The 14,066-nt window shown below is 28.8% G+C and carries 14 protein-coding genes and 1 other annotated feature; of the genes, 1 reads left to right on the plus strand and 13 read right to left on the minus strand.

From position 1 onward, the window contains the following. Positions 1-64: 64 nt before the first annotated feature. The 3 genes from ACLR9T_RS05060 to ACLR9T_RS05070 form a co-directional block, all read right to left on the minus strand. The gene (locus tag ACLR9T_RS05060) at positions 65-1,510 is read right to left on the minus strand and encodes a C40 family peptidase (protein ID WP_413108448.1); all 1,446 of its coding nucleotides are present in this window, start codon (positions 1,508-1,510) and stop codon (positions 65-67) included. Between the two features lie 212 nt (positions 1,511-1,722). Next, positions 1,723-4,959 (minus strand): FtsX-like permease family protein, encoded by a 3,237-nt coding sequence (locus ACLR9T_RS05065; protein WP_413108449.1) that lies wholly within the window; start codon positions 4,957-4,959, stop codon positions 1,723-1,725. Position 4,960: 1 nt separating this feature from the next. After that, the gene (locus ACLR9T_RS05070) at positions 4,961-5,665 is read right to left on the minus strand and encodes an ABC transporter ATP-binding protein (RefSeq protein ID WP_413108450.1); all 705 of its coding nucleotides are present in this window, start codon (positions 5,663-5,665) and stop codon (positions 4,961-4,963) included. Positions 5,666-5,811: 146 nt separating this feature from the next. Here ACLR9T_RS05070 and ACLR9T_RS05075 point away from each other — a divergent pair, with 146 nt between their 5' ends. After that, complete coding sequence (locus tag ACLR9T_RS05075; protein WP_413108451.1) at positions 5,812-6,315, plus strand: metallophosphoesterase; 504 nt, start codon at positions 5,812-5,814, stop codon at positions 6,313-6,315. 21 nt (positions 6,316-6,336) lie between these two features. Here ACLR9T_RS05075 and ACLR9T_RS05080 read toward each other — a convergent pair whose 3' ends face one another. The 10 genes from ACLR9T_RS05080 to ACLR9T_RS05125 form a co-directional block, all read right to left on the minus strand. Then, positions 6,337-6,732 carry an SRPBCC family protein gene (locus ACLR9T_RS05080; protein WP_413108452.1) on the minus strand — a complete coding sequence of 132 codons (396 nt, stop codon included), beginning with the start codon at positions 6,730-6,732 and terminating at the stop codon, positions 6,337-6,339. Positions 6,733-6,848: 116 nt separating this feature from the next. Continuing rightward, entirely contained in the window at positions 6,849-7,208 is a 360-nt protein-coding gene (gene rplT, locus ACLR9T_RS05085) for a 50S ribosomal protein L20 (RefSeq protein ID WP_092354884.1), read from the minus strand. A 25-nt stretch (positions 7,209-7,233) separates the two neighbouring features. Beyond that, positions 7,234-7,428 (minus strand): 50S ribosomal protein L35, encoded by a 195-nt coding sequence (gene rpmI / locus ACLR9T_RS05090; RefSeq protein WP_003538543.1) that lies wholly within the window; start codon positions 7,426-7,428, stop codon positions 7,234-7,236. Positions 7,429-7,445: 17 nt separating this feature from the next. Further along, positions 7,446-8,000 (minus strand): translation initiation factor IF-3, encoded by a 555-nt coding sequence (gene infC / locus ACLR9T_RS05095; RefSeq protein ID WP_092354881.1) that lies wholly within the window; start codon positions 7,998-8,000, stop codon positions 7,446-7,448. Positions 8,001-8,006: 6 nt separating this feature from the next. Further along, positions 8,007-8,127: a sequence feature (ribosomal protein L20 leader region), on the minus strand. A 219-nt stretch (positions 8,128-8,346) separates the two neighbouring features. Further along, positions 8,347-9,183 (minus strand): RluA family pseudouridine synthase, encoded by an 837-nt coding sequence (locus ACLR9T_RS05100; RefSeq protein WP_413108453.1) that lies wholly within the window; start codon positions 9,181-9,183, stop codon positions 8,347-8,349. Further along, complete coding sequence (locus ACLR9T_RS05105) at positions 9,180-9,473, minus strand: YbjQ family protein (protein WP_413108454.1); 294 nt, start codon at positions 9,471-9,473, stop codon at positions 9,180-9,182. The genes ACLR9T_RS05100 and ACLR9T_RS05105 overlap by 4 nt, the downstream gene beginning before the upstream one ends. 65 nt (positions 9,474-9,538) lie before the next feature. Next, positions 9,539-11,488, minus strand: coding sequence for a hypothetical protein (locus ACLR9T_RS05110; protein WP_413108455.1), 1,950 nt, complete (start codon positions 11,486-11,488; stop codon positions 9,539-9,541). Positions 11,489-11,546: 58 nt separating this feature from the next. After that, positions 11,547-12,071: a GNAT family N-acetyltransferase gene (locus ACLR9T_RS05115; protein WP_413108456.1), complete on the minus strand. Its 525-nt coding sequence runs from the start codon at positions 12,069-12,071 to the stop codon at positions 11,547-11,549. After that, a complete protein-coding gene (locus ACLR9T_RS05120; protein ID WP_413108457.1) occupies positions 12,071-12,313 on the minus strand; it encodes a hypothetical protein in 243 nt (80 codons plus the stop codon). The genes ACLR9T_RS05115 and ACLR9T_RS05120 overlap by 1 nt, the downstream gene beginning before the upstream one ends. A 128-nt stretch (positions 12,314-12,441) precedes the next feature. Next, complete coding sequence (locus tag ACLR9T_RS05125) at positions 12,442-14,028, minus strand: peptide chain release factor 3 (RefSeq protein ID WP_413108458.1); 1,587 nt, start codon at positions 14,026-14,028, stop codon at positions 12,442-12,444. Positions 14,029-14,066 lie beyond the last annotated feature (38 nt).

Genomic DNA, 14,066 nt, shown 5'->3' on the forward strand with positions numbered 1-14,066 from the left:
TTGATAAACCAGCAAATAAAAAGGAATCCATCAAGATTCCTTAAATTATTTTATATTCAATTGTTTATCTTACTCTTACCGCACAAACAAAGCCTGAACCTGAGACAGATGAAATTTTAACCACATCTCCTGTTTGAGGAGCATGAATATATTTTCCACCGCCAATATAGATTCCAACATGTCCTGATTTCCACAAAATATCACCTGGCTGAGCTGCAGAAACACTAATTTGTGTCCCAGCATTCTTTTGTCCTGATGATGAATGTGGTAAAGAAACTCCCACTTTTGCATAACACCATTTAACAAAACCAGAGCAGTCAAATGCATTAGGACCTTCAGCACCCCATTTATAAGGAGCTCCTAGTTTAGAATATGCTGCGGATAAAACAGCATTCCCATAATCATTTCCTGGTGCTTCACCACTGTATACTTTATTAATTTTCACAGCCAAAGAAACACTGCTTGCATTACCAGCTTCATCTTTTACAGTATATGTTGCAGTTTTATTACCTGCTTTATCAGTTTTTGGTGCAGAGATTTCGACCTTAGCTTTTACATCCCCATCTTTGTTATCAACCGCAGATACAAGATAAGAACTAAAATCTACTGCATCACCAGCATTAATAGTAACTGTTGATTCACTTAGTGTAATGACTGGTGCACTTAAATCTTTTACTACAACATTTAAAGTACTTTCTGTTATATTTCCAGAACTATCTTGTACTGACAACTTCAATGGCTGCACTTCATCCATTTTTAAAGTATCAACAGTTCCTTCAACATTTGGTATTAATACACCATCTAAATTATCAACAACATTTACATAATTATTTAAATCAAATGCGCTACCATAATCAACAGTAACATTGTCACCCTGTAATAAATTAATCACTGGTGCTTCTAAATCACTTACCGCAAAAGTAAATGTTTTAACTGTTTCATTTCCAGAACTATCAGCAACTTTCAAAGTAATATCTTGGAAATTTGGCACTTCAGTATTTAAAGCAGCACTTGCTTCAATAAATGGTGTTACATCCCCATCAACATTATCAGTAGCTTTTAAATAACTGGCAAAATCAGTACTACCTTTTACAGGTACTTCAATAGTATACCCACTGCTTGTCCCAAGCATTTCAAATTCAGGTTTTTCGTTATCAACAACAGTAACCTTAACTTTTTTCTTTGCTTCATTAGCACCTTGATCAATAGCAACAACTTCAACATCATATGTTCCCAATTGATTTACATTTAATGAAGAAGTATCAGCTTTCACATCAATCAATTCTCGGCTATCTTTATTGTCACTAATATCAATACTAGCTAAATCAAATTTTTCTCCAAAAGGAATTTCAATTTGTTTAGACTTAATTTCAGGTTTTTCTTTATCGGCTGCAGCATATCCAACAAGCATAAAACTCGCAACAGCTGCAATCGGAATGAACATTGCTTTACGGTTAATAATATATTCATCAACCATATTTTTAAGCTTAGTCTTAATATTTATATCCATTCGTTACCTCCTTTCAATAATATATCCAACTATAATTATATTACTATTCATTTTAAAAATCCACCCATGAAAGCTGTTTCATTTTCGCCACTTTCTCGTATCCTAAGCCTAGCTTAGCTTTTAGAGAAAAAATTTTTTTAAGTTTTCTTTAGATTTTCTTAAGATTTTACTTAGCACTAAATTAAAATTACTATATCCATAAATATATATAGTTATTCTATACTTTTCAAAGACTCAACCATATCAATATTAGTTAATACTTTTCTCATTATTAAATTAATAAATGATGTAAATAACATTGTTATAACAATAGCATAAACATAACTCATCAAATTAACACTCCGTACAAACATAGCAACTTCAACTTCAACTGTAGCAATAATAAACATATGAAGCAGCTTCCCTATTCCTAATCCAACAAAAGCCCCAATCAATCCTAAAATCCGATTTTCTCTAAATACATAATCATAAACTTCTCTTGGATAAAAACCTAATACTTTAATAGTTGCAATTTCACTTTTACGCTCTTGAATATTAATATTTGTTAAATTATAAAGAACAATAAAAGCTAACGCCCCAGCACAAGCAATCAAAATTACAACTACGCTATCAATACTTCCCATCTGATCTCTAAAACCTTGAGATATTCCTTGAATAAAATTTACTGAACTAATTTTATCATCTTGATTACAATATTTACTTACAGCTTTTTGACCATCACTATTAACTAAATTAAAATAAGTATAATTTTTTAAAAGATTATTACCCGTTAATTCATGATAAAACTGTTCACTCATATAAATATGATGCTGAAAATGCAAACGCATTACACCACTGACTTTAACTTGATAATTTTCATTATTGATTTTAATTTTAATTTTATCTCCAGCTTTTACCTTTAATAATTCTGAAAGCTTAGCTGAAATTACTACTCCATCATTTTCTAATTGTAATTTTTTATGATTACGATAATCTTCAAGTTTAATATATTTACTTAACTCTTGATTGTTTTCAAATACTTCTAATGTTCCATAATGTTCCTTATTACCATATACACTAATTGTTTTTCGATAAAAACTTCCGCTTTCTTTAATATTATCAAGTTGATTAAACTTTCGCTGTTCTTGTTTTAAATCCTCTTGACTTAAATTTTTATCAAAAACAGTGACTCCATCATATGTCCATATTTCACCATACTGCTTATCAGCTAAAGTTGAAACAGAATTTTTAATTCCAAAACCAACAACAATTAATGCCGTACATCCTGCAATTCCAATAACTGACATAAAAAAACGTTTCTTATATCTAAATATATTTCTCATTGTAACTTTTTGATTAAATGATAACCTTTTCCAAATCAAGTTAATTCTTTCTAAAATTATGCGTTTACCCATTTTTGGCGGTTTAGGTCTAAGTAAATTTGAAGGTGTTTCATTTAATTCCTGATGTACTACTAAATAAGTAACAAACATAGTAATTGCAACAGAAATAACAAATGTTTGAACACATATAAAACCATCAAAAGTTATATTAATATTTGCCCCAACATTAAATAACATCTTTTGATACAAGAAATAAATAATTCCTGGAAAAAAATATACTCCTAAAATAATTCCCAAAACACTAGCAAAAAAAGTTGCTAAAAAGGCATAAATAAGATATTGATTTATAACATCTTTTTTATCATAACCTAAAGCTCTAAATGTTCCACTTTGAACCCGTTGTTCTTCTACCATCCTAGTCATTGTTGTAAGACTTACCAAAGCTGCTACCAAGAAGAAAATTAACGGAAATACTACTGCTAAAGCTTCCATTGATTCACATGTTGAAATATAACTCAATATACTAGCATTTTCCTCTCTAGTCAACGACACCAATTCCCCTTTAGGAATTTTTTTAAGATCATTACGGCCATTATCTAATTGTAATTTAGCATCTTCTAATTTGATTTTGGCATTATCTAAATCTAATTTAGTTTGATCTAATATTTTTTTAGAATCATCTAATGACTTTTTTGAATTATCTAATTGCTGTTTTGATTTTTTTAGAGTTACCTCTGTATTATCAAGCTTTATTTTAGATTTATCTAATTCTTGTTTACTTTTTTCTAATTTATCTTTAGATTGATCTAACAATACTTCCTTAGCATCTAATTCAGCCTTACTTTGATCTAATTTTTCTTTTAAACTAGTATAAGTTGTCTGTAAAACTGTTAAATTATCTTTTGTTTGATCTAAAAATATTTTCAATTCTATTAAAGATCCTTCAGGAATTCCTGCTTCGATATAGTCATTATATTCTTTTTGCTTTTCTTTATATAACTGATTTAATTGTTGATGTTGAATTAACAATTGATTATATTGATCAAGCCCTCCATGCCATTGACTTACTCCCTGATCATATTGCGACTTACCATTAAGATAATCCTGCCACCCTTGTTCATACTGTAGCTTACCCTCATTATATTTGCTTAGACCTTCTTGAAATTGTCGATACCCTTGATTATATTGTTCTAACCCTTCTTGATACTGTTGATAACCATCTTGATATTGTTTCAGACCCTTCTCATATTTAGAAATACCATCATTATATTCTGTTTCTCCTGCTAGCAACTCTTCTTCTCCCTGATCAATATCTCTATTAGCATCATCAACTAGCTTTCTATTATTTTCATCAATTTCTTCATTTAATAGTTTTTTAACTTGTTTATCAACTTTTTTTACATAACCAAGATACTCATCACTAAACACACTATAATTATGAGGATTCTTTAACAAAACTCTCAATTCATTGAATACTATTTCTCCTTGTAAATCATATAATTCCTGCGGTAATGACAAATCTTCATTTCCATTTGATAATATTTCAACAAAACCATCATTCGTCCCATCACCTAATGTATTTGTTCCTCGCTCAATAGTACTAAAATATCTAGAGTCATTAATTAACCCTGTTACAATAAACTCTTTAGTTCCATTATTATTACTTAAAACAATCTTATCACCAATATTCACCTTATTTTTTTTAGTAAAATTATAATCAATTACACACTCATTTTCTTTTATTGGTAACTTTCCTTTAACTATTTCAGATCTATTAATTTTATTATTAAAATTTTTATTAGTATATACAGTAACACCTTTACTACTATCTCTATAATTTATTAAAGCATCAAAACGATTCCCATATTCCACTGCTTCAACATCTTTAATTTCTTTAACTTTATCAACAACATCAACATTAAATCCCAAAGTAGCAATATAGTTAAGATCATTATACTCATACTTATTTAAATAATCATTCATGGTTATTTCCATTATTGATGAAGTATGACGTAACCCTGCAAAAAAAGCAGCACCTAAAAATACAATGCAAAAAATAGATAAAAATCTAGCTTTTGTTTTACGAATTATTTGAACTTGATTCTTTACATATGCTCTTTTTTTCATATTACCACTCTATTTCCGCGATTGCTTTAGGATTTTTATTCATATTCATTGATGCTACTTGACCATTTTTTAAATGAATAACCCGATCTGCCATTGGTGCCAGGGCACTATTATGAGTAATTACAATTACTGTCATCTCATATTTATCACACATTTCTCTTAATAGTGCTAAAATTGCTTTACCTGTTTGATAATCCAATGCCCCTGTAGGTTCATCACATAATAAAAGTTTTGGATTCTTAGCTATTGCTCTTGCAATAGCTACCCTCTGTTGTTCACCACCAGATAATTGTGCTGGAAAATTATTTATTCTTTTTTCAAGTCCTACACGATTCAAGACCATTTTTACATCTAATGGATTTTTTGAAATCTGTGTTGCTAATTCAACATTTTCTAAGGCAGTTAGATTTTGAACAAGGTTATAAAATTGAAATACAAATCCAATATCATCTCTTCGATATTGTGTTAACTCCTTTTCTCCATATTTAGCAACATCTTTACCATCGACTAAAATTTTACCGCTTGTTGCTTTATCCATACCACCTAACAAATTTAAAATCGTTGTTTTCCCAGCGCCAGATGGACCTACAATAACAACAAATTCACCTTTTTCGACTTTAAAATCAACACCATTAGAAGCATTAATTTCAATATCCCCTACTTTATATGTTTTTTTTACATTATCAAAGACAATGAAGTTATTCATTTTTGTCACTACCTTTCTTTAGATATTAATAATTATACCATGAAAAAAATCATGATTAAAGAAAACCCTATTTTAAGCTAATGTTATTTTTATATAAATTTTAACATTTTAATGTTAAAATTATATTACTAAAGGAGATGTTATCAATGAAAGTAATGATTTTATCTGATTCACATATTATCCCAAAAGATAACCTAATATCTTTACTCAAGCACAATCAAGTAGACTATTATATACATTGTGGAGATATTTATACATCATATGAAAAACTTAATTTAAACAACTTTTATCTAGCCAAAGGTAATAATGACTTTAATAAAAATATTCATGAAGAGTTATTTATTACAATTGATAATATTAAGTTCTTTATTACTCATGGTCACCGTTATAATGTTAATTCTAATCTTAATTACCTATATAAAATAGGCAAAGATAAAAATGCTGATATTATTTGCTTTGGACATACCCATCGTCCCTATTTTAAAGTTCATAATAAAATAATTATGATTAATCCTGGCAGTATTTGCTATCCCCGTGGACAGTACAATTCTCCAACCTATTGTATTTTTGATACTAAAAATAAAAAGAATAGTTTTTACGATGCTAATTCCCTTTTACCCTATGATCCTTTTAAAAAAGAACCATTTTAAAATGGTTCAAATAATTTTCTATTATTTATATTCATATAATTTCTTTTTTAAATCCTCGATATAGCGTTCTTCAAATTTATCAACATTTACAAATTTACCTAGTATTGAACATGGTTCAAAATAAAAAGACAAATACATCCGACACCCGCCATCCTTCAAAGGTGCAAATTGTCCACTCCAATGCCCTACATAATTATCATTTTGAATATCATATTCAAACTGAATATTTTTTCGACAGTCTGTTATTTTTATCTTAGTAGCATGATTTTTACGATTATATTCAATATATGTGTGAGCATCAACTTTTTTCACTTTTGATAAATCACTTCGCCATGAACAATCATCAATATTACTCACTATTTTAAAAACATCCTCTACGCTACTTTTAAAATCAATTTTCATTTCTACCCGTTTCATCTTCATCCCTCCAAAACAATATAGTATAAATTTATTATATTATAACATAGTCATATAAAAAAATTTAAATCAATATAATAAAAGACTGTTGATCTTATTTATCAACAGTCTAATCATTATGCTTCTAATGCTTTTTTAGCAGTATTTACAATTTCTGTAAATCCTTTTGGATCACAAATTGCAACTTCTGATAACATTTTACGATTAATTTCAACGTTAGCTAATTTTAATCCATGCATTAATTTAGAATATGAGATATCATTTAATCTTGCAGCTGCATTAATACGAGCAATCCATAATTTTCTCATATCTCTTTTAACTTGTCTTCTATCTCTATATGAATAAGCTAATGAGTGCATAACTTGTTCATGAGCTGTTTTATATAATCTATGCTTAGCTCCAAAGTATCCTTTGGCTAATTTTAATACTTTTTTTCTTCTACGTCTTGTAGTAAATCCACCTTTTACTCTTGCCATTTGTTTCTTCCTCCTATGTCAATAATTATTTTGCTAATCTAGATTTAATTCTCTTGTAGTCTGATGCACTTACCAAAGTAGCTTTAGCTAAGTGTTTCTTTTGTTTATGAGTTTTATTGTGAGATAAATGTGATACATAAGCATGGCTGCGTTTTAATTTACCGCTACCTGTTCTTTTTAAACGTTTTTTAAGACCACTATGTGATTTCATTTTTGGCATAATATATTCCTCCTAAATTATTTTTTCTTTGGCGCAATTATTGCAGTTAAAGTTCTACCTTCAAGCTTAGCTGGTTTTTCAATTTGTCCAACTTCAGCGCATTCAGCCACGAAGTCATCAATAACTTTTTTACCAAGATCCATATGAGCTAATTGACGTCCCCTAAATCTAATAGCTACTTTAACTTTATTACCCTCTTCTAACCATTTTAATGTTCTTTTTAATTTAACATTTTTATCATGAACATCAATAGTTACAGATAATTGCGTTTCTTTTAATGCGACAACTTTAGAATTTCGTTTCATTTCTTTAGCTTTCTTTTGTTGCTCAAAACGATACTTACCAAAGTCCATAATTCGACATACTGGTGGTTTTGCATTTGGTGCAACACACACTAAATCAAGTCCCTCTTTATAAGCAATATCTATTGCTTGATTCCGAGTTTTTACTCCTAACTGATCACCATTTTGATCAATTACCAAGACTTCTTTGAAACGAATCTTTTCGTTTACTAACTCATCTGGTTGTTTTGGTTTTCTGTTATCAAATCTGCTAATAAAAGCCACCTCCATTTTAGTAGTTTAAATAAAAAGTGAGCACACTAAGTACCCACGCATTGACAATAAGATAACTATCTTAGTGACATTGGCCTATTGACATTATCAATCAGGCGAGAAGCAGGCACTTCTTCTTTCCACTACTTTTCATTTACTCAGATATAGTATCATTATATTTATCTTAAGTCAACATTTTTTTAAATTTATTTATCTTCTTTTATTTGTAAATATTTAAATAAACCTATCATTGTAAATCCTATTAAAATCATAATTGTAAACATTTCATCACCATTAATAATATATGCATAATTATTTTATTTACCACTATATTTTATGATTAAAATTATTAAACAAATTTTGTTTATTCAAATATCTTTTTAAATTCCTCTGGAACTGGTGCTTTAAATTCATATTTAACTTTTGTATCAGGATGAACAAATGCAAATATATGGCTATGTAATCCCATTCTTTTTATTGGATTAGTTACTGCACCATATTTTTTATCTCCAATAATACTATGCCCTAATGATTGCATATGAACCCTAATTTGATTTTTACGTCCTGTATCTAAAAATATTTCAACTAACGAATTATTAGATGTTTCTTTTAATACTTTATAATTAGTAATTGCTAATTTCCCCTTATCATTAGTTATATAAACCATTTGTGTTTTACTCTCTGCTAAATGATTTTTTATTGTTCCATGCTTTTTCTTTAGCTTTCCCTCAACAATAGCTAAATAACCTCGTTTGGATACGATTGTATTCCAATTATCCTGAAGCTTATTTTTTATCACTTCATTTTTAGCGAACATTAATATTCCTGATGTGTCTTTATCTAAACGATGCACTACAAATATTTTTGCATTTTTATTCTTTGCTTTAAGATACTTTGCAACCATATGAAATGCTGTTTTTTCTTTTTCGCCCCCTCCTGAAATACTTAACAATCCAGATGGTTTATTAATGACTATCAGTTCTTTATCCTCATAAATAATATTTAAATCGGTTTCATTAACCTGATTTTTATCAATCACAACTTGATCACCTTTATTTAATCGATAATTAAATTGACTTACAACTTCACCATTTACTTTTATCCGCTTATACTTTAATAAGTTTTTCACATTTTTTTTATTATAAAAATCCAACAAAAACTCCATTAATAAAATATCTTTCTTTACTAGATATTTATTCATTTATTTTTCTCCGCCTTTACTGCCATTCCTGATACCTGACATTCAATCATATTATTCCCTAAATTAGTAGTTGTAAAACGAACATCAATAATTGCTGTAGCATGTCTTCTTAAAGCATGCTCAATAATAACTGACGTTGCCTCTTGTCGAGTAATATCTAATAATTGTTCGATATTTGTATTATCATCATTTTCTAATGACTTATTCATTACTTTACTACCAAAAACAATTCCTAAATTTTTAGTTATCTGATATCCAGGTAAATAATCCATAGTACAAATTTCAATCATTTTCATTCCTCATTTCTTTAAATAGTCTTTTACTTTAATAAAAAGTCAGTTAATATCAACCGACTTTATTTCATATCAATAATTCGATGAGTATTTAATAATACAATTACTACTTCTAATAAATAAATCACTAAAGCTACCCACCATGGTAATATACCAGCTATTGCAACAAGCATCATAATAACATTAATAAATAAACTCATAAAAATATTTTCATATGTTACATCTTTTTGTTTTTTAGAAATCATAAATGTTTCAATTACAGTATTCAAGTTTGAATTCATCAACATAATATCACTGTTTTCTATAACTTTTTTATCCTTTATACCACCTCTACTAATTCCTACATAAGCCTTTTGCAATAAAGCAATATCTTTTGAATTATCCCCAATATAAGCTACTGGTCCAGCAACACTAGCCTCTTCCATAACCTCTAATTTTTTCTTTACAGATAAATTATTATAAATCTGATACTGATCATTTTCCAAATCAACAGGTCCATCATTATAAATTATTAAATCACGATTAATTCTTGATAATTTTGCAAATAATTCCATCTCTTCTTCAGTTACTTCTACACCATCAAAACGATCATAAATTATAGTATGACATAAATTCAAAGCATCTAAACCACTATTTTCTTTTATCACAATATTTTTAGAAAATGCTTTAGCAACCCCTGATAAAATGGCAAATGATGAAACCTGTTTATAAGCAAAAGAACCTGAAATTGTCAATAAAATAGCACCCAAATAAACATACTTAAAATTAGCTTCAATATTGATAAATGGTACTAGTATAGCACAAACAATCCCTGCAACAACTAAAACAATCGTATAAATCTTAGATATTAACTCTACCAATTTATGGGTTCTCGATGAATTTACTGGTGCCATCATAGCAATTTCTAAAACTTTATTCATCGCACTATGATCATATGTATACAAAACCTCTATCCTTAGCATCTCACTAACATTAACACATCCACTTTGTACTTCTGATCCTTCACTAACCTTATCTAAGATATCACTACCATTAATAGCAAACATATCTAAATCACTTGTGCCAGAAATAACCTTTCCTCCCAATGGGATGGTTTCTCCTGGCATGATAGAAATAATATCACCAATATCTATATCCTCAAGCGATACCATTTCATATTCATTTTCCTTAATTTCACGTCTCCCTAATTGAACAGGACTAATTTCATTATTTATTTTTTCCATCGTTAAATTAATTAGATACATCTGAAAACGTTCACTTAATTGAAAAATCAAAGAAACTACTAATGTCTCAATATAGGCACCATAAACCCAGCCAAATAAACATGCAATATTGATAGTAATATTTTCACTGATATAATGCTTAACTTTTAAATCTTTATATGCACGTCGTAAAATTGTCTCATTAAAAATAATTATCGCTATTAACCAGGCGATATTTGTAACTATACTAGGATCATTTCTAGTTACTAACCCTAAAGCAAGAGCAACAAATAAAATAGCCAGTTTTGACATTGTTTTTAAGTACTTTTCTTGGAATAAATCTTGTGATTTAAATGGTTTTTTCCATTGTTCAACACTTATATCAGGATTAATTTTTTCAACTAAACGATTCAATCTTACTAAAATATTTTTTTGACTTGTAGTAACTTTTAATAATTTATTAGTAAAATCTAAACTAACATTTTCATAAGCAGAATAACGTGAAATAACTTCTTCTATTTCCTTAGCATCTTCTTCTGTTTCTAAATTAGTAAACATAAAGATATATTCTGTTTTATTTTCAGTTGCAATAAACTCTCGTTTACGTGAGTTTATTTCTTCTTTCAGTACTAGTTCAGGATAACGCTCTTTTAAAATCTCATGAACATTCTCTGGATGCTCACAATAAAAAGATATTTCTGTTTTACTTATTTTGATTCTTGATACTTCTTCCATGCTATTTAACAATATACTTATTTCATTTAATTTATCAGTATCATTTATATTATCAATATAGAAATTACGGGCCATAGCAATCTCCTTTCTAATCATTTATTTATTCTATCATATCTGCAAAAAAATTCCAAACCTATAAATCTACTCCATATACAAGATTTAAAATTTTAGGATAAAAACAATTAAAATCTGCTTCTATAATTTCTTTTGGATACGACATTAAATGAAAATATAAACGATGTTTTAAATTACGTACTGGAGGAACATAATAATCATATTGATCATTTAAAATAAGACCATTTCTTTGATAAAAAATGATTCGTCTTTGACTCTGTTCATCTTCGGGATGTTCGACTTCTAAAATCACTTGTTTATTTATCATTTCTAAAAAATATTTTAACATTTTACTTCCAAGTCCTTTACCTTTTTGATTACCATCGATAGCAAAATAATCAATAAAAGTAAATTCTCCACCATCATAATAGGATAAGATACCTTTAATTTTATTATCTTCCTTTAAAGTCAGCACTTTATAAGCACCCGCTATAAAAGTATCCTTCATATAATTATATTCTTTAATTTCCTTTGCTGGAAAATTATTTAAAATAACTTTATAAAAATCATCAAATTCTTTTAACTCTAAATTCTTAAACTCCATTATTTCATTCCTTTCTTTTTAATTAAAACAAAACTTTCCTCAAACTCTTCTTTAGTACAAGATAAATCAAACTCATTACCATAAATCTTATAATAAACCTGCAGATGACCACTATCCCTAATCACACAATCATAAATATGTCCTTTAGTAAATAAATCACGCTGCTCTTTACCAATAACTATATCCATTGTTTTAATACAACGACAAATGCGTCGTTTTCCTACATTTGCGATAGCAATCACCTCTTTTCGTCTCTATTATAACATGACAAATAAAATAAAAATATGAATTAACATCAAATCATATAAAACGCTTTACATAAACTATTATATTAAAAAAGTCCAGGTATTGACCCAGACTTAGAGTAAATCTAATTTTTACTAAACTCTAATAATTCTAAACCAGGATTCTTTTCACTTGCCCAACGTACTCCCCAATCATTTGTAAACAACAGTAAGTGTTGACCTTTTAAATCCTGTACTTTTTTAGTATCACTAGATAAATTTAAAGAGCTTAAATCACATCCCTCTTTTACCCAGCGAATATATTGATAAGGTAATGGCTGTTTAATAATATCAACATTATACTCATTTTTTAAGCGATATTCTAATACCTCAAATTGAAGCACGCCTACTACACCAACAATAATTTCTTCCATACCGCCGCCTAGCTCTGTAAAGATTTGAATTGCCCCCTCTTTGGCAATCTGTTCAACTCCTTTTACAAACTGTTTTCTTTTCATTGTATCTTTATTACGAATCAAAGAAAAATGTTCTGGTGCAAAAGTTGGTATTCCCTCAAAAGCAAATTTCACTTTTCCTGTAGTAATTGTATCCCCAATTGAAAAAATACCAGGATCAAAAATACCAATAATATCCCCTGCATATGCCTCATCAACTTCTTGACGTTCATCAGCCATCAATTGTTTAGATTGGTTTAATTTAATTTTACGCCCTCCTTGATAATGATAAACTTCCATACCTTTTGTAAATTTACCTGAACAAATTCTAAAGAAAGCCATTCGATCACGATGGGCTTTATTCATATTAGCTTGGATTTTAAAAACAAACGCACTAAAATCCTCGCTAAATGGATCAATTACTTTTTCACCTGTACTGCGTGGTAATGGTGTTGTAGTCATTGTTAGAAAGTGCTTTAAAAACGGTTCAATTCCAAAATTAGTTAATGCTGAACCAAAACATACAGGTGAAAGTTTTCCCTGACGAACTTTTTCTAAATCAAAGTTATTTCCCGCCATATCTAATAATTCTATATCATCTTGTAATTTATTATATAATTCATCATCTAATTCATTAATCAGTTCAGGATCATCAAATTTCATGATTTTTGTCTCAACTTCTTTACGACCACCATCAACTGGTATAAAACGAATTATCTCTTTATCATCTCGTTCATAAACCCCTTTAAACTCTTTACCAGAACCAATCGGCCAATTGACAGCGCATGTATCAATACCTAATTCTTGTTCAATTTCTTCCATTAACTGATATGGATCTTGAGCTTCACGATCCATTTTATTAATAAAAGTAAAAATAGGAATATTACGCATTGTACAAACTTTAAATAATTTTCGTGTTTGTTCTTCTACCCCTTTACTAGCATCGATTACCATTACTGCACAATCAGCTGCCATTAAAGTACGATATGTGTCTTCAGAGAAATCCTGGTGACCTGGTGTATCTAAAATATTTATACAAAAACCATTATAGTTAAATTGTAATACTGACGATGTTACCGAAATTCCTCTTTGTTTTTCAATTTCCATCCAATCACTAGTTGCATGCCTGCTATTCTTTTTCCCTTTAACAGTTCCAGCTTGTTGAATAGCCCCACCATACAATAAGAATTTTTCTGTTAATGTTGTTTTACCAGCATCTGGATGTGAAATGATGGCAAAAGTTCTTCTTTTTTCTATTTCTTTGATAAACTCACTCATTTTAATGTCTCCTTGCAAGCCTAAATAATATCTATTAA

The organism is Thomasclavelia sp. (genome assembly GCF_047249845.1).
Classification (GTDB): Bacteria; Bacillota_I; Bacilli_A; order Erysipelotrichales; family Coprobacillaceae; genus Thomasclavelia.